The sequence below is a fragment of the Catenuloplanes japonicus genome, from assembly GCF_000717135.1.
Taxonomy (GTDB): domain Bacteria; phylum Actinomycetota; class Actinomycetes; order Mycobacteriales; family Micromonosporaceae; genus Catenuloplanes; species Catenuloplanes japonicus.
This window is the reverse complement of the sequence record NZ_JNXY01000004.1, coordinates 67606-88043: the sequence shown is the minus strand read 5'-3', so window position 1 is coordinate 88043 and position 20438 is coordinate 67606. Positions and strand designations below refer to the sequence as shown.

At 72.4% G+C, this 20438-nt stretch carries 16 protein-coding genes; 10 read left to right on the top strand and 6 right to left on the bottom strand.

All coding sequences use genetic code 11. The annotated features are described in order from the left end of the window. Position 1: 1 nt before the first annotated feature. Positions 2-934 carry a 5-dehydro-4-deoxyglucarate dehydratase gene (kdgD, locus tag OP04_RS07055; protein WP_033338726.1) on the bottom strand — a complete coding sequence of 311 codons (933 nt, stop codon included), beginning with the start codon at positions 932-934 and terminating at the stop codon, positions 2-4. A gap of 114 nt (positions 935-1048) precedes the next feature. On the opposite strand from kdgD, the gene OP04_RS07050 reads away from it, so the two are divergent. From OP04_RS07050 to OP04_RS07020, 7 genes are all read left to right on the top strand, one after another. Further along, on the top strand, positions 1049-1954 hold the full coding sequence (locus OP04_RS07050) for a LysR family transcriptional regulator (protein WP_033338725.1): 906 nt from the start codon (positions 1049-1051) through the stop codon (positions 1952-1954). 103 nt (positions 1955-2057) lie between these two features. Continuing rightward, a complete protein-coding gene (locus tag OP04_RS07045; RefSeq protein WP_033338724.1) occupies positions 2058-3608 on the top strand; it encodes an ABC transporter substrate-binding protein in 1551 nt (516 codons plus the stop codon). A gap of 7 nt (positions 3609-3615) precedes the next feature. Continuing rightward, positions 3616-4551 (top strand): ABC transporter permease, encoded by a 936-nt coding sequence (locus OP04_RS07040; protein WP_033338723.1) that lies wholly within the window; start codon positions 3616-3618, stop codon positions 4549-4551. Beyond that, positions 4548-5486 (top strand): ABC transporter permease, encoded by a 939-nt coding sequence (locus OP04_RS07035; protein ID WP_051797225.1) that lies wholly within the window; start codon positions 4548-4550, stop codon positions 5484-5486. Before OP04_RS07040 ends, OP04_RS07035 begins: the two co-directional genes overlap by 4 nt. After that, on the top strand, positions 5483-6544 hold the full coding sequence (locus OP04_RS07030; protein WP_198153757.1) for an ABC transporter ATP-binding protein: 1062 nt from the start codon (positions 5483-5485) through the stop codon (positions 6542-6544). The genes OP04_RS07035 and OP04_RS07030 overlap by 4 nt, the downstream gene beginning before the upstream one ends. Beyond that, the gene (locus tag OP04_RS07025; RefSeq protein ID WP_033338722.1) at positions 6534-7502 is read left to right on the top strand and encodes an ABC transporter ATP-binding protein; all 969 of its coding nucleotides are present in this window, start codon (positions 6534-6536) and stop codon (positions 7500-7502) included. The genes OP04_RS07030 and OP04_RS07025 overlap by 11 nt, the downstream gene beginning before the upstream one ends. Then, complete coding sequence (locus OP04_RS07020) at positions 7499-8218, top strand: sulfite exporter TauE/SafE family protein (RefSeq protein ID WP_033338721.1); 720 nt, start codon at positions 7499-7501, stop codon at positions 8216-8218. The genes OP04_RS07025 and OP04_RS07020 overlap by 4 nt, the downstream gene beginning before the upstream one ends. 502 nt (positions 8219-8720) lie before the next feature. Here OP04_RS07020 and OP04_RS07015 read toward each other — a convergent pair. Together OP04_RS07015 and OP04_RS07010 are read right to left on the bottom strand one after the other, a co-directional pair. Then, positions 8721-9293 (bottom strand): RICIN domain-containing protein, encoded by a 573-nt coding sequence (locus OP04_RS07015; protein ID WP_085066289.1) that lies wholly within the window; start codon positions 9291-9293, stop codon positions 8721-8723. A 240-nt stretch (positions 9294-9533) separates the two neighbouring features. Beyond that, complete coding sequence (locus OP04_RS07010; RefSeq protein WP_198153756.1) at positions 9534-10430, bottom strand: LysR family transcriptional regulator; 897 nt, start codon at positions 10428-10430, stop codon at positions 9534-9536. An 84-nt stretch (positions 10431-10514) separates the two neighbouring features. On the opposite strand from OP04_RS07010, the gene OP04_RS07005 reads away from it, so the two are divergent. Beyond that, complete coding sequence (locus OP04_RS07005) at positions 10515-11327, top strand: SDR family NAD(P)-dependent oxidoreductase (protein WP_033338719.1); 813 nt, start codon at positions 10515-10517, stop codon at positions 11325-11327. Here OP04_RS07005 and OP04_RS53050 read toward each other — a convergent pair. Continuing rightward, positions 11309-14152 (bottom strand): SMI1/KNR4 family protein, encoded by a 2844-nt coding sequence (locus OP04_RS53050; protein ID WP_051797222.1) that lies wholly within the window; start codon positions 14150-14152, stop codon positions 11309-11311. The two genes, OP04_RS07005 and OP04_RS53050, sit on opposite strands and share 19 nt — an antisense overlap. A gap of 225 nt (positions 14153-14377) precedes the next feature. Here OP04_RS53050 and OP04_RS06990 point away from each other — a divergent pair, with 225 nt between their 5' ends. Further along, a complete protein-coding gene (locus OP04_RS06990; protein WP_033338718.1) occupies positions 14378-15346 on the top strand; it encodes an AraC family transcriptional regulator in 969 nt (322 codons plus the stop codon). 53 nt (positions 15347-15399) lie between these two features. Beyond that, complete coding sequence (locus OP04_RS06985; RefSeq protein ID WP_157239405.1) at positions 15400-18681, top strand: S8 family peptidase; 3282 nt, start codon at positions 15400-15402, stop codon at positions 18679-18681. 248 nt (positions 18682-18929) lie between these two features. Here the strand turns inward: OP04_RS06985 and OP04_RS06980 are convergent, their stop codons facing one another. Further along, positions 18930-19559, bottom strand: coding sequence for a lysophospholipid acyltransferase family protein (locus tag OP04_RS06980; protein ID WP_033338716.1), 630 nt, complete (start codon positions 19557-19559; stop codon positions 18930-18932). Then, a complete protein-coding gene (locus OP04_RS06975; RefSeq protein ID WP_033338715.1) occupies positions 19556-20131 on the bottom strand; it encodes a TetR/AcrR family transcriptional regulator in 576 nt (191 codons plus the stop codon). The genes OP04_RS06980 and OP04_RS06975 overlap by 4 nt, the downstream gene beginning before the upstream one ends. Positions 20132-20438: the final 307 nt, after the last annotated feature.

Here is a 20438-nt window from a genome sequence, read left to right as displayed (position 1 = left end):
GTCAGGCCACCCGCGCGATCGAGGGCGTCGCGGCGATCAGCGCGCTCAGCTCGTCCAGCTCGGCCGGGGTGAGGTCGGACAGCGGCGGGCGGACCGGGCCGGCGGAGCGCCCGACCGCGGTCATGCCGGCCTTGACGATCGACACCGAGTATCCGGCGCGCCGGTTGCGGATCGCCAGGTAGGGCAGCACGAAGTCGCGGATCCGCGCGTACACGTCGTCCCGGTCGCGCTTGATCACCGACTGGTAGAAGTCGCTGGCCCACTGCGGCGCGAAGTTGAAGATCGCGGAGGAGTAGGTGGTCGCGCCGAGCTCCAGGTACGGCAGCGCGTACGTCTCCGCGGTCGGCAGCCCGCCCACGTAGACCAGCCGCTGGCCGAGCATGGCGTAGAGGTGCGCGACCACGTCGATGTCGCCGATGCCGTCCTTGAACCCGATCAGGTTCGGCAGCTCCTCGGTGAGCTCGATGAAGCTCTGCGCGGAGAACCGCGCGTTCGCCCGGTGGTAGACGATCACGCCGAGGTCGGTGGCCCGGCAGACCGCGCGCACGTGCTCCTTGAGGCCCTCCTGGTCCAGCTCGGTCAGGTACGGCGGGAGCAGGAAGATGCCGTCCGCGCCCGCGGCCTCGCCGTCGCGCGCCATCTCGACGGCCTGCGCGGTGCCGTACCCGGCCGGCGCGATGACCGGCACGCCGGCCTTGGCCTCGGCGACCGTGGCGCGCACGATCCGGCCGACCTCCGTGGGCGTGTGGCAGAAGAATTCTCCGGTGCCGCCGGAGGCGAAGACCCCGCGGGCGTCGTAGCCGGACAGCCACTGCAGGTGGGACCGGAACGCGGACTCGTCGAAGGCCAGCTCCGAGGTCATGTGCGTGACCGGGAAGCAGAGCAGGCCGGACCCGAGAGTGTCGCGCAGGGCGGTAGGCGAGAACGAGGTCATGGGGGCTCCCGAACCGAGGCGATGAGTACGCCGACCGTAGGCAGATCCCGTGATACCTGTCCAACACGCAAGATGCATGGTTCGATACCGTGAAGGTATAGGAGGGGATGAGCCATGTTCAGTCTGGACCAGTTGCGAGGTTTCGTCGCCGTTGCGGAGGAGGGCAACTTCGGACGTGCGGCCGAACGCCTGCGGATGACCCAGCCGCCGCTGAGCCGTCAGGTCCAGAAGCTGGAGCGCGCGGTCGGCGTCGACCTGCTGATGCGCACGTCGCGCCTGGTCGAGCTCACGCCGGCGGGCCGGGTGTTCCTGGACGAGGCCCGGCGCCTGCTCAGCCTGGCCGCGGCCGCGCCGTTGCTGGCCCAGCGCGCGGCGCACGGCTCGCGCGGCACGCTGCGGGTCGGCTTCACGGCCACGGCCGCGCTCAGCGTGCTCGGCGAGTGGGTGAAGTTCCTGGACGACCGGCTGCCCGAGGTGCACCGGGTGCTGCGCGAGATGATCACCGACCGGCAGATCGAGGCGCTCGCGGCCGAGGAGATCGACGTCGGGCTGCTGCGCGGCGTGCCCCGCGGCGCGGAGCTTTCGCAGCTGCTGGTGCACGCGGAGTCGCTGCTGCTGGCGGTGCCGCGCGGGCATCCGCTGACCCGGCTCGGACGCGCGCCGTCGCTGGCCGACGTGGCCGAGTCGAGCGTGGTGACGTACTCGCCGGTCGAGGCCCGGTACTTCCACGATCTGGTGGTCTCCACGTTCCGCGCGGCCGGCGTGCAGCCGGCCTACAGCCAGCACGTGACCCAGGTCAACAGCGTGCTGGCGCTGGTCGACGCGGGCCTGGGCGTGGCGCTGGTGCCCGCGTCCGCGTCCGTCATCACGCTGCGGAACCTGAGGTTTCTGCAGGTGGAGGAGATCCCGGACGACTGTGTCGAGGTCTACGCGGCGTGGCGCGCGGACAACGACAGTCCGACGCTCGCGGTGCTGCTGGAGCACGTCCGCGTGTTACGGAGCCGTTTCCCGAACCCTTGACGGATCCTTGTGAGCGAAATTACGGTGGCGTTCACCAACGAGGATCGCGTCTTCATATGCAGACAGTCCCTCTCCGGCCGGCTCGTGGAAAGGCCAGCGGATCGTGAACAAGACTCGTACCACCGCCCTCATAGCCGCCTCGGCGGCGCTGTCGGTGATCGCTTCCGGATGTTCGGTCGCCAACTCCGGCGGCAACGGCTCCGGCGCGGCCAGCGGCACGCTGCGCATCGTCCTGCCCCAGGAACCGCCGACGCTCGAGCCGTGCGAGGCGTCGCTCACCGCGACCGGCGTCGTCACCCGCTCCAACATCACCGAGCCGCTCCTGGAGCGGAACCCGACCAGCGGCGCGCTCGAGCCCAAGCTCGCCACCGAGTGGACCCAGACCGAGCCCACGCTCTGGACCTTCAAACTCCGCCCCGGGGTGAAGTTCTCCGACGGCAGCGAGTTCACCAGCGAGGACGCGGTCAAGGCGATCGACCGCACCGCGAACAACACCACGCTCGCCTGCAACGTGCAGGGCTATGTGTTCGGCCAGACCGGGCCGCTGACGCTGGCCGCGCCGGATGCCACCACGGTCACCATCAAGACCCAGGAGGCGGACCCGCTGCTGCCGCTGCGCGTCTCGTTCATCGAGATGACCAAGCGGGACATCAGCACCACGGAGAAGGTCCGCGAGCCGATCGGCACCGGGCCGTTCAAGATCGCGTCCTGGACCGCCGGGCAGAAGCTCACGCTGAGCAGCTGGGACGGCTACTGGGGCGCCAAGCCCGCCTACACCACGGCCGAGTACCAGTGGCGTGAGGAGGGCACGGTCCGGGCCGCGATGGTGGTCAACGGCGAGGCCGACGTGGCGACCAACCTCGGTGCGGACGACGGCGCCGGCGACACCGCGGTGCAGTACCCGAACAACGAGACCACGGCGCTGCGCTTCACCAACGACCAGGCGCCGCTCAACGACATCCGCGTCCGTCAGGCGATCGACATGCTGATCGACCGCGACGGCATCATCACGTCGCTCTTCGGCGGCCTCGGCAAGCCGGCCAGCCAGCTGATCGGCCCCGGCGTGATCGGCTACAACGAGGCGATGACCCCGACGAAGTACGACCCGGCCGCCGCGAAGGCGCTGGTCGACGCCGCCAAGGCGGACGGCGTACCGGTCGGCACGCAGTTCCGGATCATCGGGCGCACCTCGCAGTTCCCGAAGATCGCGGAGAGCATCGAGCTGATGCAGAGCGCGTTCGCCCAGGCCGGCCTGAACGCCAAGATCGAGATGATGGACACCTCGGCCCAGCTGAAGTACCAGCTGCGCCCGTTCGTCCCGGACGCCGGGCCGATCGCGCTGATGGTCATGCACGGCAACCAGGCCGGTGACGCCGCGTTCACCGTCGGGCAGTACTTCGCCACCGACGGCGCGCAGAGCACCGGCGGCACCCCGGACCTGGACGCGAAGATCAAGGCGGCGGCACCGCTGACCGACGCCGCACGTCAGGCCGCCTACGCGGACGTCTTCAAGACCCAGACCGACGCGGTACGCGGCTTCGCGTTCCTGGCGAACATGGAGGCGGTGCTGGCCCGCGCCAAGACCGTCGACTACACCCCGGACGCGGCCACCGGCGACGAGATGCGCCTCGCCGACTTCAAGCCGAAGGCCTGATTCACCGATGCTGACGTTCCTGCGCCGACGCGCGCTGACAAGCCTCCTGCCGCTGCTGGCGGTCGTGCTGGGCGTGTTCGTGCTCGCCCGCCTGACCGGCAACCCGGCTGCGCTGTACCTGCCGGAGAACGCCACCGCCGAGGCGCGGGAGCAGTTCAGCGCGGCCAACGGATTCGACAAGCCCATCTGGGCCCAACTGATCGACTACTTCGCCGGTGTGGCGCGACTGGACTTCGGTACGTCGCTCCGCACCGGCGAGGACGCCGCCACCATGGCGCTGCGCGCGTTCCCTGCGACGCTGCAGCTGGCGGTCGTCACCATGGTCCTGGCGATCGCGGTCGCGATCGTGGTCGGCTGCTGGGCCGCGCTCCGGCCCAACGGCCTGGCCGACAGGGTCTCCGGCATGCTCAGCATGACCGCGGCCAGCGTGCCGGACTTCTGGCTCGCCATCCTCGGCATCTGGGTCTTCGCCATCATCCTCGGCGTGCTGCCCACCTCCGGCGTCGACGCCGGAGGCGCCAGCTGGGTGCTGCCCATCGCGGTGCTGATGGTCAGGCCGGCCGGCGTGCTCACCCAGGTCGTGCGCGGCGCGATGATCTCCGCGCTCGGCTCGCCCTACGTGAAGGTCGCCCGCGCCAAGGGCGCGAGCGAGGGCCGGGTGGTCGCCCGGCACGCGCTGAAGAACGCGGCCCCGCCCGCGCTCACGGTCGCCGGTGACCTCGCGGTCGGCCTGATCAACGGCGCGGTCGTGGTCGAGTCGATCTTCGGCTGGCCCGGCATCGGCAAACTCATGATCGACGCGATCCTGCAGCGTGACTTCGCGGTGCTGCAGGCCGCGGTCGCGCTCACCGCGATCAGCATCTTCGTGCTCAACATCGCCATCGACATCGGGTACGCGCTGCTGGACGCCCGGGTCCGGAACAAGGCAGGAGCGGCGGCATGACCTCACCGGCGGACACCGAAGAGGCCGCGACAAAGCCCAACTACCTCAAGATGCTGCTGGCCGACCCGCTCGCGTTCATCGCCGCGATCGTGCTCCTCGTCGTCGCGTTCATCGCGGTCTTCGGCCGGCAACTCGCCGGGCCGACCGCCACCCAGGGCGACCTGGCCCTCTCCCGGCTCGCGCCGTTCAGCACGGACCACGGCTGGCAGTACTTCCTCGGCGGCGACCTGCTCGGCCGCAGCCTGCTCGGCCGGCTCATGGTCGCCACCCAGACCACCATGAGCGTGTCCGTCCCGGTCGTGCTCATCTCGCTGGTCATCGGCGCCAGCGTCGGCATGTGGGCCGGCTACCACCGCGGCTGGCGGGAGACGCTCGCCATGCGCATCGCGGACGTGGTGCTCAGCTTCCCGTCACTGCTGATGGCCGTCGTCGTGCTCTACATCTTCTCGCCGAGCATCGCCAGCATCATCGCGATCCTGGCCGTGACCCGCATCCCGGTCTACCTGCGCACCGCCCGCGCCGAATCGGCCGAGCTGCAGTCGCGGGTCTTCGTCGACGCGGCGCGCACGTTCGGCACGCCGAGCGGTGCGATCATCCGCCGGCACATCTTCCCGATCGTGCTGCCCACGCTGCTCACCGTCGCCACGCTGGACTTCTGCTACGTGATGCTGGCCGAGTCGTCGCTCAGCTTCCTCGGCATCGGCGTGCAACCGCCGGACGTCAGCTGGGGGCTCATGGTCGCCCAGGGGCGCGACCAGCTGCGTACCCAGTGGTGGTTGTCGGTTCTTCCGGGCCTGGCCATCGTCATCACCACGGTCTCGGCAAACCTTCTGGCCTCATGGGTACGCCTCGCGACCGACCCGGGCCAGCGCTGGCGCCTCACCACTCCCCGCCGCCGGCGTCGCCGTCGCGCGGTTCCCGTCCTGGAGGCATGAGTGAGCTCATCGGCTCAGCGCCACGACCCACAGAGCGGCAGCAGGAAGGGAACCCCGGCACCATGACCGACATCGGCATGAAGGTCGACGGCCTCACGGTCGACCTGCACACGCCCCGCGGCACGGTCCGCGCGGTCGACGGCGTCAGCTTCACCGCGCACCGCGGGCGCACGCTGGCGCTGCTCGGCGAGTCCGGCTGCGGCAAGAGCATGACCGCGCAGGCCGTCGTCGGACTGCTCGAGCCGATCGCGGAGGTCACCGGCGGCAGCATCGACATCGACGGCGAGGACCTGCTCACCGTGTCCCGCAAACGCCGCCGCCAGCTCGCCGGCCCGGCGCTGTCCATCGTCTTCCAGGACGCGCTCACCGCGCTCAACCCGGTCGTCAAGGTCGGCGTGCAGCTCGCCGAGCCGTACCGGATCCACCGCAAGATGTCCGCCAAGGCCGCGCGCGCCGAGGCCATCGAGCTCATGCGGCACGTCGGAATCCCGGAGCCGGAGTCGCGCGCCGACTCGTACCCCCATCAATTCTCCGGGGGTATGCGACAGCGGCTCCTGATCGCGATGGCCGTGGCGTTGTCGCCCAAGGTGCTGATCGCGGACGAGCCGACGACCGCACTGGACGTGACCGTGCAGGCGCAGATCCTGGCGCTGCTCGCCCGGCTCCGCAAGGAGCACGACATGGCCGTCATCCTGATCACGCACGACCTGTCCGTGGTCGCGGAGGAGGCGGACACGGTCGCGGTCATGTACTCCGGCCGGATCGTCGAAACCGGCCCGGTCGACCAGGTCTTCGAGGACCCGCGCCACCCGTACACCCGTGGGCTCCTGGAATCCGTGCCGGTCGACGCGGAGCGCGGCGCCGACCTCAGCTCCATCCCCGGCTCGCCGCCGGACCTGTTCTCGATCCCGCCGGGCTGCCCCTACCAGGCACGATGCCCGCTGGTCATGGACGTCTGCCGGACGTCACGGCCTGCCCTGGTCAAGACCGGTGACCGGGCCGTCGCCTGCCACGCCGCCTCCGCATCCGGCTCCGAGGGAGTGTCACATGCTGCTTGACGTGCACGGGATCACCAAGAGCTTCGCGGTCCCGAAGGGCCGGCTGCGCGCGCTGGACGGCATCGACCTGCACCTGGAGAAGGGCGAGACGCTCGGGCTCGTCGGCGAGTCCGGCTGCGGCAAGTCCACGCTCGCCCGCACGCTGATGCTGCTCGAACGCCCGGACGCCGGCACGGTCCGGTTCGGCGGCGTCGACCCGTTCGCGCTGCGCAAGACCGACCTGCAGCGGCACCGGCGGCGCGTGCAGATGGTGTTCCAGGACCCCTACGCCTCGCTCAACCCCCGGCTCACCGCGGCGGAGATCATCGCGGAGCCGTGGCGTACCCACAAGGATCTTTTCAAGACCGCGCGTGAGCGCGCCGCCCGCGTCCGGGAACTGCTGCACCTGGTCGGGCTGCGGCCCAGCGACGCCAACCGGTACCCGCAGGAGTTCTCCGGCGGGCAGCGGCAGCGGCTCGGCATCGCCCGCGCGCTCGCGCTCGGCCCGGACGTGGTCATCTGCGACGAACCGGTCTCCGCGCTCGACCTGTCCGTGCAGGCCCAGGTGCTGAACCTCCTCAACGAGCTGCAGAAACAGCTGTCCGTGTCGTACCTGTTCATCTCGCACGACCTGTCCGTGGTCAAGCACGTCGCGGACCGGGTCGCGGTCATGTACCTCGGCCGGATCGTCGAGACCGGCACCACCGCCGAGGTCTTCGAGAACCCGCGGCACCCGTACACGAAGGCGCTGCTGTCCGCCGCGCCGTCGCTGCGCCGCGCGGACCGGGAGAAGAAGGAGAAGATCCTGCTCACCGGCGAGCTGCCGTCACCGATCGACCCGCCGTCCGGCTGCCGGTTCCGCACCCGCTGCTGGAAGGCCACCGACCAGTGCGCCACGCCGCCACCCGCGACCGCGGACCCCGCCACCCCCGGCCACATCGCGGAGTGCCACTTCCCGCTCTCGCTCACCGCCGTATGAGTCCCTGGGCCTTCGCCCTGATCTCGGTCGCGGTCGTGGTGGCCGGCGCGCTTCAGGGCTCGATCGGCTTCGGCATGGGCATGGTCGCCGCCCCGATCGTCGCCGTCATCGACCCGGACCTGCTCCCCGGCATGCTGATCATGCTGGCCGCCGCCCTGACCCTGATCATCACCATCCGCGAACGCGCCGCCGTCAACCTCAGCGGCGCCGGCTGGGCACTCTTCGGCCGCATACCCGGCACGGTCGCCGGCGTCCTCCTGGTCGCGCTGCTCCCGCACCGCTGGCTGGCGCTGCTGCTCGGCGGCGTCGTCGTGCTCGGCGTCATCTCCGCCATCGGCGGCTGGTCCCCGGAACCCACGCGACGCGCCACCGTCCTGGCCGGCGCCGCCTCCGGCATGCTCGGCACCGCGACGTCCATCGGCGGGCCGCCGATGGCACTGATCTGGCAGGGGTCGTCCGGCGCGCGCCTGCGGGGCACCATGTCCACGTTCTTCCTGATCGGCTCCATGATGTCGCTGACCGGCCTGCTCATCGCCGGCCAGATCGGCACCGGCACGCTGCGCACCACGCTCTGGTTCCTGCCCGCGACGCTGGCCGGCTACTTCCTGTCCCGCTACGTCAACCGCTTCATGAGCCGCCCCCGCCTCCGCGCCACCGCCATCATCGCCTCCCTGGCCGGCGCCACCGCCCTCATCATCGACCAACTCATCGCCTGAGCGCGCCCGCGGCCGACACCTGAGCCTTCCCGGGGGCGACCCCAGGCCCCACTTGAACCTCCCTGGGGGCGACCCCAGACCCCGATTCCGCCGGCACGATGGCCCGGCGCCGTGCCTCGCCGCCGGGATGCTCGCCGGCCAGGAGGCGACAACCCAGATCAAGATCTAATTCATTTCCCGCTTCCGGCGTGGTCCGGCAGCGTTGCTCCCGCGGGCAAACCTCGCGTCGGGCTCCGCTGGCGCTCCGCACGACGCGAGGAGCCAGTCCCGCCGTGCTCCGGCAAACCCGCGGTAGTTCCTTGCCCATTCGTGTCGGTGCCGACCGGATGCAGACCGGGCGGGCGCTCCGCACCCGAAATTTCGAGATATTGGGGACCGTCGGATGCGTGCGATCCCGGCGCTCACCGAGCTGGAGACCGCGGGCACGCCTCGTGATCGAGATGACACCCCGAGAGGCGGCCGTCGCACGGGGAGGCGTGCGACGGCCGCGTTCAGGCCGGGCTCAGTACCAGGTGAACAGGCCGTTCCGGTAGTAGGGAGCGGGGTAGTACGGCTGGCATCGGAACAGGATCATCGGGTTGCCGTTCGCCGTCGTACCGCCGGAGCTGTTGAGGCAGTAGCCGACGTGCCGTGGCATGAGGTAGCGGTACTGGCGGTAGACGCCGTCGGCGGCGTAGTCCCACTTGTACTCGTAGCCCTGCCACTGCGCGTTCTCCTGGAGCGTGCAGTCGTACTGGATGACCCTGGCCATCTCCTCGGCGCTGCCGCCCTCCACGTTGAGGCACTTGCCGGTGGCCACGTTGCGGATCTGGGCGTACCCGTTGTCCGTCCAGTCGAAGTACCAGCGCTGGTTGCTGCCGCCGTTGCACTCCCACTGCACGACCTGGAGGTTGTTCGCGGGGTTCCCGAACGGTACGTCCAGACACAGACCGGGGAGGTTGAGCTCGATCTGGTAGGGGCCGGCGGACGCCGCCCGTGCAGGGCCGGCCACGGCGAACGCGCCCATCAACGCGACTGCCACGGCCATCAGCAGCGTGAGTACCCGCCGCCTCGCGGTCCTCTGATCGTGTTTCATGGTCCCCTCCGTGTGGTGTGACGTCCGGCGCCGGACGCGGCGCGGTGACGGAGGAGATTGCGCCACGCCGGGGGCCGGACGTCGAGGAGTCCGCGCGGATCGGCTGCGCAACCGCGCAATTGCAGCGGACTGCGCACATGAGCAATGAGCCGGCGCACGGGGGTGGCGCGGCACCGTCCATCCGCCGGTCAGGCCCGGTGAGCCGGTCGGCGTCCGCGGATCCTGTTTCTGAGTGCAGACTCAGCGGGCGGCCAAGGTCCGGGCCTCGGTGATCAGCGCGGCCCGGACCGCGGCCGCCGGCGCCGTGAGCGCGCCGACCCGGGCCAGCCCCAGCGCGCGCCCGGTCCAGGACGGGTCGTCCACCTCGATGCAGACGACGTCGCCGGGCAGCACGCCCACGCCCAGGCTCGGGACGGTGGTGATGCCGAGCCCGGCCGCGACGAAGCCGAGCCGGGCCGACCAGTCGCCCAGCTCGGTGACCACGCGCGGATCCCGCAGCGTCGGCCACGCGCCGAACTGCGGCTCGGACCGCGCGCCCCGCCCGGCGATCCAGTCCTCGCCGGCCAGCTCCCCGACCGGGACGCGTTCGGCACGGGCCAGCCGGTGGCGGCGGCCGACCACGACCAGCAGCGGGCCGGCCGGCAGCCGGTCGACCTCGATGCCGGTCAGGTCGTACCCGGGCAGGCCCTCACCGGTGGCGATGACCGCGAGGTCCAGGCGCCCGGCCCGCAGCCGCCGGATCTGCACCGCGGTCGAGGACTCCAGGAAGCCGATCTCGATGGACGGATGTTCCGCGCGGACCCGGGCGATCGTGCGCGGCACCAGGCTCATCGCGGTCGCCGGGAAGCCGCCGAGCGTCAGCCGGCCGCCGAGCGGCGCGGACAGGTCGTCCAGCTCGCGGGCGGCGGCGTCGAGCTGGTCCAGGATCGTGGCGGCGCGGGCCGCCAGCCGGGTGCCCGCCTCGGTCGGCTCCACGCCGCGCGGGCCGCGCCGGACCAGCGGCGTGCCGGCCGCGGCCTCGAGCGCGCTGATCTGCTTGGACAGCGCGGACTGCGTGAAGCCGAGCCGTTCCGAGGCCGCGGTGAGCGAGCCGGTGTCGATCACGGTCCGCAGCGCCCGCAGCAACTGAGGATGCACGTTCAAGCTCATATGCCATTATGGAATACCTGCCATGAAGAACATTCGCTGGTGGCATACTGCCGCACTGGGCAGACTCGACGCATGAGCAAAATCTGGTTCATCACCGGTACGTCCAACGGACTCGGCCGCCTCTGGGCCGAGGCCGCCCTCGAGCGCGGTGACCGCGTCGTCGCCACCGCCCGGAAGGCGGAGAGCCTGGACGCGCTCGTCGCCCGCTTCGGCGACGCGGTCCTGCCGCTGGAGCTCGACGTCACCGACCGGGAGGGCGTGTTCGCGGCCGTCGCCCACGCGGTCGCGCGCTTCGGCCGGCTCGACGTCGTCGTCAACAACGCCGGCTACGGCCACGTCGGCATGGTCGAGGAGGTGACCGAGCGCGAGCTGCGCGAGCAGCTGGAGACGAACTTCTTCGGCGCGGTCTGGGTCACCCAGGCCGTCCTGCCGGTCCTGCGCCGCCAGCGCGGCGGCCACCTGCTGCAGGTCACCAGCGAGGGCGGCGTGCGCGCCTACCCCGGCTTCGGCGCCTACCACGCCTCGAAGTGGGCGGTCGAGGGGCTGACCGAGGCGCTCGCGCTGGAGACCGCCGGGTTCGGCTTCCACATCACGTCGGTCGAGCCCGGCCCGTACGCGACCGGCTTCTCCACCGCGATCCGGCAGAGCGCGGAGCTGCCCGACTACGCGCAGGCGCACATCGACACCGCGGTGGACTTCCGGCTCGGCGACCCGTCCGCCACCACGGCGGCCGTGCTCACGCTGGTCGACGCGGAGCGTCCGCCACGGCGGCTCGTCCTGGGCGACGTCCTCCCGGAGATCGAGGCGATCTACCAGGACCGCCTCGCGACGTGGCGCGAATGGAGCACTGTCTCGCTGGACGCGTTTCAGTCCCAGACCAGGTAGCCGTCCTCGACCGTCGTCCGCAGCCCGCCGCCGGTCTGCCCGGTCTCCAGCGCGGTGGCGGTCTGCTCCAGCAGCTCCACCAGGGTCGCGGGCCAGCGCGCGAAGTTGAGCCCCTCCTCGTGGAAGAACTCGCCGACCCGGCCGTGGTTGCCCGGCCGCTGGTCGACGACCAGGTGATCGCCGTTGCCGGCGGCGGCGAACGGGACGAGACCCTCGTCCCACCACTGGCCCTGAACGTCCGGATTGTCGGAGACGATCTCGCACAGCATCTGCCAGGTCTCGATGCTCTCCGCGACCGTCATCGGGCTGAAACCGGGCGGCAGGCGGAAGTCCTCCGCGCCGTCGTGACGCTGCAGCGACGCGACCAGGTCCGGCGGGAACACCACCGACATCCGTCGCTGCGCCGCGTCGATCTCCGCGATCGCGGCCGGTGGCCGTAGCGTGCGGCTGCTGGCCGGCGCGTTCGCCGCCAGCCAGGTCTCGATGCGCGTCCAGGCGGCGTCGACCCGGCTCGTCATCGCCGCGTCCGGCCGGGTGGGTGCGGCGGTGAGCGGCCTCAGGAGACACACGTTCTGCCGTGGCCACGGGGTCGGCGCCTCCTCGGGCTCCTCCGGCCAGTCCGGTTCCTCCGGCCAGTCCGGCGCGAACGCCGGCTCCTGCCCCGCCCCGGGGTCGGCCGGCGTCCGATTGCAGTAGGCAAGACCGACCGCGCTCACCGACATGATCACAAAGATCATCAGCACCAGGAGTACGGCTCGTCCCGGCCCGGTCCGGGACGAGCCGCCCTTCGACGGTTCGTAGGACCGCGTGAACGGCGGCATCGGCGGGACGGTCGCGGGCGAGGCGTGCAGCATCGGGTGCAGAAACTCACGGGCGGCGTCCGCCTCCAACTCCCGGGTACCGGCCGGAATCCGCCCCGCCGGCACCACCGCAGTCTCACCGGCCGTAACCGGTCCGGGTGCATCGACCGCGCCGGGCGCCGGGATCTCACCGGCTGCCGGGGCCGGTCCGGCTTCGTCGAGCGCTGGGACCTCGCCGACGGCGACGGCCGTCGGAACCGGTCCGGGTTCGTAGACCGTGCCGGGTGCCGGGACGTCGTCGGTCGTGAGGGCTGCCGGGGCCGGTCCGGGTTCGTCGATCGCGGCAGGTGTCGGGACCTTGCCGGTCGTGGCGTCCTCTGGGGCTGGTCCGGGTTCGTCGGCCGTGTCGGGCGTCGTGATCTCGCCGGTGGTGATGGCCGTCGGGGCTGGTCCGGGTTCGTCGGCCGGGACCTCGTCGGTGGTGAGGGCCGCCGGTCCGCGTCCGTCGGCCGTGCCGTCTACCGGGACCTCACCGACCGTGACGACGGCCGCGGTCAGTCCGCGTTCGTCGATCGCGCCGAGCATCGGGCCCACGTCACCGGCGCCGGTGACCACGACGACCGGGGCGCCGAGCGCGGCCGCCACGTCGAGAAGCGCCCGGCCGTCAACCCCGACGATCAACACCAACTCGTGGGTACGGGCGAGCGCCCGCACGACCGTGGCCGCGTCCTGCTGCCGCAGCGGGTCGATCTCGCCGTCGCGCAGCGCGATCCAGGTCGCCAGGTGGGCGGCGATCGGCGCGGCGGGTGCCCCGGCAGTGCCGATCGAGACCCCCGCGACCCGGGCCGTGGATGCCGCCGCGATCGCCGCGACCGCCACCTGCCAGTCCACGGTCGCGGAGGCCGGCACGACGACCCACGGCCCGCCGCTCGGCCACCGGTCACTCCCCATCGGATCGGACCCGGTCCGGTCCGCCGACGCGGAACCCGCCTGATCCGCCCGCGCGGACGACGACCCGGCGGCCGGTGGAAATCGTTGCCGTGCCGCCGAAACAGACCCGGACCGGCCCACCGGCGCGGAAGCCGCCCCGGCAGCCGCTGCCGTCCCTGGCCCGGCCGACGCGGACTCCGGCGCGGCCCTTGGCCTGGCCTCGGTGCCCGGTGGCGTTCCGGCCGGTGAGCCCGGCGGCCTCCCGGTCGTAGTGCCCGGTGGCGTTCCGGCCGCGGAGCCTGGCGGGCTTTCGGCCGGTGAGCCCGGCGGCCTCCCGCTCGCGGTGCCCGGCGGCGTTCCAGCCGCGGAACCCGGCGGCGTTCCTGTCCCTGAACCCGGCGGCGCTCCGGCCGCGGAACCCGGCGGCCGTTCGGCCGGGAAGCCAGGCGGCCTCCCCGGCCCTGTGCCCGGCGGTGTTCCGGCTGCGGTGCCCGGCGGCGCCCCCGCCCCTGTGCCCGGCGGCGCTCCGGCCGCGGCGTGCAGCATCGGGTCCAGGAAGCTGCGGGCGGTCTCCGCGTCCGGCGTGCCCGCGCCCGCCGGAATGCGCCCGGACGGCTCCGCCGGGAGCGACTCCGGCGCCGAGCCGACCGTGACCAGGGCGGATGTCAGGCCGCGGGCCTCCAGTGCTTCCACGGTCGTGTAGTTCACGGCGCGCGGGTCCGCGCCGACGACCACCACGACCGGCGCGCCGAGCGCCGCGGCCAGGCCCGACATGGTCCAGCCGGTGCGCGCGAGCGGCACCAGGAGACCGCCGGGGCCGGCGACCAGTACCAGGCCGTGGGTGTGCGCGAGTGCGTCGACGACGCGGAGCACGTCGGCGAGGCGTACCGGGTCGCGGGCGCCGTCGTGCAGCTCGGCCCAGGTGGCGACGTGGGCGAGCAGGCGAGGGTCGGGCGGGACGGTGACGCCGGCGGCCACTGCGGCCACCCTGGTGGAGGCGGCCGCGGCGAGCGTGGCCGCGGCCAGTGCCCAGTCCGCGCCGGCGGACGTGGGGACGACGACCCAGGCGCCGCTCTCCGGCCATTTCCTGCCCACGTGATCTCACGTTACGTGATGGCGCGCTCCCCGGCCGCACCCCCGGGATTTGATCTTGATTTTGATCTGGCGGCGGGCGCGCTCGGCAGGTGTTTCGCGCGGCGAGCACAAAGGACGGAAGTTCGCTTTACGGAAGCATTCCCTCAGGTCGGCGCGGCTCACCCGCGCGAGTGCGTATCCAACGCCTTGCCGGGCGTTAACGTGGGAGGGACCGGAAGGAGCGGCGTGCACCAGTCAGTGCGCACGGACGACCTCGACCATGCGCGATCGGTCGTCGTGGACAGCTATTACGGCTCGCGGCTCGACGTTCTCGGACGGGCGACCGCGGTCGGGGCCTCGTTCGACCTGCTGCAGAGCCCCGCACTGACCGTCGGCGCGCTGCGGTTCGGCGTGGACGTCCGGACGATCACGCCGGAGCTGGGCTCCTATCACGTGAACCTGCCGGTCGGTGACGGGTTCATGGCGTGGGAGCAGCCGCACACCGGGCCGATGGTCGCCGGCGGGAAGGAGGCCGCGGTGTTCCGCCCGGAGGGCCTCACCACCGTCAGCCGGTGGGAGGCGGGGTGCACGCTGCTCGCGGTGAAGGTGGACCGGCAGGTCATGGAGCGTGCGCTGCGCCGCATCATCGGACGCCCGGTCGACGGTCCGCTGCTGCTCGGCCCGACCATGGACGTCACGTCCGGCCCGGGGCGCACCTGGGCGGGGCTGATCCGGCTGCTCGCCGCCGAGGCCCGCAACCCGGACGGGCTCGCCTCGCACCCCATCCTCGGCCCGCCGCTCGCGGAGAACGTGGTGCGCGCGCTGCTGCTCTCCGTCGACCACCAGTACGCGGACCTGCTGCGCGAGCCCGCCGTGCGCGCGGCCTCGTCCGTGTCGATCCAGCGCGCGCTGAACGCGATCCACGACGCGCCGGAACGGCCGTGGACGCTCGGCGACCTGGCCCGCATCGGCCAGGTCAGCGTGCGCGCGCTGCAGATGGGCTTCCGGCGGCACTGCGGCGCCACCCCGACCGAATATCTGCGCGACGTCCGCCTGACCCGCGCGCACCTGGACCTGTCCGTCTCCGACCCGGCCGCGGCCGGCGTGGCGGAGATCGCCAACCGGTGGGGGTTCGTCCACCTGGGCCGGTTCGCCGCGCGGTACCGCGACCGGTACGGCTGCCATCCCTCGGACACGTTGCAGGGGCTGTGTTAAAGGTTCCCTACATCTATTGACCCATTCGCATGTAGAGCTTCATGATCGCGCTCGTGCCGATTCGTACCCGCGCAGGATTGTGCCTGCTCTCGCTCGCCTCGGTGTGCGCCGTGGCGCCTGCCGCCGCCTCACCGCCGTCGGATCCCGTGCAGGCCGGCCCGCACACGGTCACGCTGATCACCGGGGACCGGTTCGCGGTCGGTGCGGACGGCGCCTCCGTCGTCAAGCTGCCCTCGCCCGGACGCGAGGACATGCAATACCTGACCCGGCGGTACGCGGGGCGCCTCGAAGTCGTGCCGGTGGACGCGCTGCCGCTGCTCGGGGACGGGCTTCTCGACCCGCGGCTGTTCGACGTGACCACGCTGATCGAGTCAGGCTACGACGACGCGCACGGCGACCTGCCGCTGATCGTGTCGTACGCCGGCGGTGACGCGGGTGCTCTCCGTTCGAGGGTCGATGCCGCCGCCTCTTCGTCGGAGGTCGTGGCGGACCTGACCGCGGTCGACGGGCTCGCGGTCACGCAGGACCGTGGCGGGGCCGCTGAGCTGTGGGACGCGCTGACGACGCCGGGCGCCGATGCGACGCCGGGCGGGCGCGCGCCGGAGCGGGCGCTGCGGCCCGAGCGTGCGCTGCGGCCCGAGGTGCGCAAGGTGTGGCTCGACGGCAAGCGGGAGCTGCAGCTGGCGGACAGCGTGCCGTTGATCGGTGCGCCCGAGGCCTGGGCGGCCGGGTTCACCGGCGCCGGCGTCGCGGTCGGCGTGATCGACAGCGGCGTGGACGTCACCCACCCGGACCTGGCCGGCCGCGTCGAGGCCCGCGACTTCACCGGCACCGGCCTCGCGGACTCCACCGGCCACGCCACGCACGTGGCCTCGACCGTGGCCGCCGTCGCCCCGGACGCGCGGATCTACAGCGGCAAGGTGTGCCCGAGCCGGTCCTGCACCGAGTCCGCCATGATCGAGGCGATGCGCTGGATGGCCGCCGACCTGCGGCTGCGCGTGGTCAACATCAGCATCGGCGGCCCGGACGAGGAGGGCGCGGACCAGCTGGAGGAGGCCGTCGACACGCTCAGCGCCGAGTACGGCACGCTCTTCGTCATCTCGGCCGGCAACAGCGGCGCGAACGCACCCGTCAGCTCCCCGGCCAGCGCGTCCGCCGCGCTCGCGGTCGCGGCCACGAACAAGGACGACACGCTCGCCGACTACTCCAGCGGCGGCCCGCGCGCGGACGCGGGCGTGCTCAAGCCCGACCTGGCCGCGCCCGGCACGGACATCACCGCGGCCGCGCCCGGCGGCGGACACGCCACGCTGAGCGGCACCTCGATGGCCGCGCCACACGTGGCCGGCGCCGCCGCGATCCTCGCCCAGCAGCATCCGTCGTGGTCGTCGTCGCAGCTCAAGGCCGTGCTGACCGCGTCGAGCGCGCCGCTGGCCTCGGCCGTGTCGCCCTACGGGCAGGGTGCCGGCCGGCTGGACGCGGGCCGCGCGGTGACCCAGACGATCACCACGTCGCCGGCGAGCGTGCAGGTCGACGACCTCTCCGAGGTCGGCGCCGCGACGGTCCGCACGGTGACCTACCACAATGCAGGCGCCGCCACCGTACGGCTGCGGCTTGCCCTTGATGGTCTGACCACGCTCGGGCATGCCGCGCCCGACGGGATGTTCCGCCTCGGTGCCGGCACGCTCGTGGTCCCGGCGGGCGGATCCGCGAGCGTGGACGTGACCGTGGACGCCGCACCGGCGCGCGGACCCGGCGCGTTCGGCGGCGTGCTGACCGCAACCGGCGACGGCGTGAGCGTGCGGACCGCGATCGGACTCGACCGGCAGCCGACCGTGACGCTCACGCTGGCCCACACCAACCGGGACGGCGTCGCGACGAACCGGGCGCGCATCGTCGTCGCGGGCTTGGACAGCCGATTCGTCTACTACGCGACCGAGCTGCGCAGCGGGACCGTGGCGCTGCGGCTGCCCGCGGGGCGGTACCTGGTGTCGTCGACCGTGATGACGCTGACCGCGACGGACCGGACCGTGACGATGCTGACCGATCCGTCACTCGCGCTCTCCGCGGACACGACGCTCGCCATGGACGCGCGGCTCGGGAAGCCGGTCTCGGTGACCACGGACCGGGCCGGCGCGGTCCAGCCGGCGGGCTTCCTCAATGTTGCCGCCACGGTGGGCGCGGGGGAGCTGCTCGGGCTGGGGATCGGCGGCCCGTTCGACCGGGTCTTCAGCGCACGCCTCGGAGCCGGTACGTCGTCACACGTGCAGACGCGGATCAGTGCGGGCTTCGCCGACCCGGGCGACGACGGCCGCGGGAAGAACAGCCCGTGGACGCTGAACGCCACGCTCGTCACGCCGGGCGTGGTCGACGGGTACGCCGGTGTGGTGCCGGTGGCCGGGTCGGCGGTGGTCCGGCAGGAGCTGGCGTCCGCGGTGGACGGTTCGACGGTGACGCTGTTCAACCTGCCGGTCTGGGCGGACCACGGGTACGACGAGTTCGCGTTCTCGGCGGAGCATGCGCTGCCCGGCGTGCGGACGGACCATTTCGTGAGCGCGCCCGGGGTGCGATGGGAGACGCGGTTCTGGCACAACGTGCTGGGCATGTCGGACTTCCCGCCGGGAACGGCGACGTATGCGAACAGCTGGACCGGGGCCGCGTCGCGGTATCTTGCGGGTCGTTCCTATACGCAGCGGTGGAACCGAGGGGTGTTCGGGCCGGCGTTCCCGCCGGGGGAGGCGCCGCTGGCACGTGACGGGGATCTGATCACCGGCGTGCCGAACCTCTACAGCGACGATCAGGGGCGCTACGGCAGCGCGATCGTGACCGGGACCGTGCTGCGGCTCGAACGCGACGGGGTGCCGGTGGTGACGCAGTCGTATCCGGCCCTGAACGCCACGGTCGCGGCGGACAAGGGGACGTATCGGCTGTCGGTGGCGACCGGGCGGCGTCCGGTGGTCGGGCTGTCGACCGAGAACCTGGTGGCGTGGACGTTCGTATCCGCGCGGACCGCCTCGGCCACGCCGTTGCCGCTGTCGGTGATGCGCTTCCAGCCGGTGGTGGACGATCGCAACACGGTGCTGGGCGGGAGCCACTACCTGCTGCCGTTCCACCCGCAGTCACAGGCGGGCGCTCCGGCGATCACGACGGTCTCGCTGGAGGTGTCGCACGACCGAGGCCGCACCTGGACCAAGCCCGAGACCCTCCAGTTCGCCGGCACCGGCCTGGCCGTGATCCCCCGCCCCACAGGTTCCGGCACCGTCTCCGTCCGCAGCACCGCCACCGACCGCTCGGGCGGCACGGTCCAGCAGACGATCATGGACGCGTTCCGCTTCTGAGGCGTTTCGGACGTCGGTCGTATCGCGGGGAGCCTGTCCGGCCGGCTCCCCGCGCTCGGACAAAGGTAGCGGCCGTGGCCGGTCAGCGCGGCCGATGCTCGGCGCACGGGCCCAGGCCGCTGACTGCCGGCTCACCAGCCAGCCCAGCGCGTGTTCCTCCACGTGGTGGACGGCTCCCGCACGAGCCGGTCCTCGACCAGCGCGATCGCGCGCTCCCTCGTGATCACGGGCGGAAGCATCGCACCCGGTCAGGGGTGGGCGTAGCGCGGGACGTACTCCTGATCGGTCATGGTTTGGATCGTGGTCATCAGGGTGTCGGTGAGGCGGCGGATGTCGGCGTGGGTGGACACCTCGACCGGGACCGGCGGGGCGAACGTGATGGTGATCGGGTGCGGGCGGGGGAAGCGGGAGCCGCGCAGGCGGTCGGTGCCGCGGATGCCGACCGGGACGATCGGGACGCAGGCCCGGTCGGCCAGGCGGACCACGCCGGTACGGCCGCGGTAGAGGCGGCCGTCGGGGGAGCGGGTGCCCTCGGGGAAGACCGCGACCAGGCCACCCGCGCGCAGGACCGGGATGGCGGCGTCGAAGGCGGTCAGGGCGGCGCGGCCGCCGGCGCGCTCGACCGGGATCGCGCCCAGGCCGGTGACGATGTGCCTGGTCGGGCCGGGGGAGCGGAAGTACTCGGACTTGGCCCAGAACGCGATGTGCCGCGGGGTGACGACGGCGAGGAACAGCTGGTCCGCGATCGAGTGGTGGTTGGCGGCCAGGATCGCGCCGCCGTCGGCGGGCAGGTGTTCGAGGCCCTCGACAGTGGGACGCCAGGTGCGGCGCAGGTAGGCGCCGAGCGTGTGCTGGGCCAGCGCATACAGCCGGGTCATGCGACGGGGCCGAGGTGCGCGGTGAGCGCGGCGCCGAGCAGCGCCTCGGGGCCGGTGGCGTCGGTGGCGAGCGCGAGGCTGCCCCAGTGCCAGAGCTGGGCGATGCCGTGCAGGTTCGCCCAGAGCGCGCCCGCGACGATCCGGGGTGCGGCGTGGTCCGGGCGGGCCTGCGCGACCAGCGCGGTGAGCAGCTGGAAGAGCGGCAGGCTGGTGTCGCGCAGGCCGAGGTGGCCGCTGGCCAGGATGTCGTGGCGGAACATCAGCTCGTAGCGGCCACGCCGGGTGGCGGCAAAGTCAAGATAGACCCGCGCGAGTACGCCGATGCGGTCGCGTGCGTCGCCGGTCGCGCCGGCCAGTGCGGTGTCGGTGCGGGCGGTGAGGTCGAGGAAGCCCTCGCGGGCGATCGCGGAGAGCAGCTCGAGGTGCGTGGGGAAGTGGCGGCGTGGCGCGCCGTGCGAGACGCCGGCGTGCCGGGCGATCTCCCGTAGCGACACCGCGGCCAGGCCGTCCCGGTCGAGCAGCTCCCCGCCGACGCGGATCAGCCGGGCGCGAAGGGTCTCCTCATCGTGCATAGACACTGTCTACCATGCGGGCGTAGACAGTGTCTACGGGAGTGGAGGTGGCGTCTGGTGGGCTGTCCACCAACGTTCGACGGGTGCCGTGCCTCCAAGATCAGGGCGTCCCTCACGTCGTTCTAACGACGTGAGGGACGCCCTGATCACCGGCAGGTGCCGGTAAACGCTCGTGCACAGCCCACTGGCGCCCGGTGCCGATGGCCACGGGGTCTGCGGTCGCGGCCAAGCGCAGGAGCGGGCACGGCCGCTCCCGCAGGAACCGCGGTGAACGCGACCCGCGGACTCATCGGTGGCGCACTGGCAG

Bases quoted from the DNA above. Each gene is read 5' to 3' on its own strand.
- kdgD (WP_033338726.1), bottom strand. From the start codon at position 934: ATGACCTCGTTCTCGCCTACCGCCCTGCGCGACACTCTCGGGTCCGGC.
- OP04_RS07050 (WP_033338725.1), top strand. From the start codon at position 1,049: ATGTTCAGTCTGGACCAGTTGCGAGGTTTCGTCGCCGTTGCGGAGGAG.
- OP04_RS07040 (WP_033338723.1), top strand. From the start codon at position 3,616: ATGCTGACGTTCCTGCGCCGACGCGCGCTGACAAGCCTCCTGCCGCTG.
- OP04_RS07035 (WP_051797225.1), top strand. From the start codon at position 4,548: ATGACCTCACCGGCGGACACCGAAGAGGCCGCGACAAAGCCCAACTAC.
- OP04_RS07030 (WP_198153757.1), top strand. From the start codon at position 5,483: ATGAGTGAGCTCATCGGCTCAGCGCCACGACCCACAGAGCGGCAGCAG.
- OP04_RS07025 (WP_033338722.1), top strand. From the start codon at position 6,534: ATGCTGCTTGACGTGCACGGGATCACCAAGAGCTTCGCGGTCCCGAAG.
- OP04_RS07020 (WP_033338721.1), top strand. From the start codon at position 7,499: ATGAGTCCCTGGGCCTTCGCCCTGATCTCGGTCGCGGTCGTGGTGGCC.
- OP04_RS07015 (WP_085066289.1), bottom strand. From the start codon at position 9,293: ATGAAACACGATCAGAGGACCGCGAGGCGGCGGGTACTCACGCTGCTG.
- OP04_RS07005 (WP_033338719.1), top strand. From the start codon at position 10,515: ATGAGCAAAATCTGGTTCATCACCGGTACGTCCAACGGACTCGGCCGC.
- OP04_RS06980 (WP_033338716.1), bottom strand. From the start codon at position 19,559: ATGACCCGGCTGTATGCGCTGGCCCAGCACACGCTCGGCGCCTACCTG.
- OP04_RS06975 (WP_033338715.1), bottom strand. From the start codon at position 20,131: ATGCACGATGAGGAGACCCTTCGCGCCCGGCTGATCCGCGTCGGCGGG.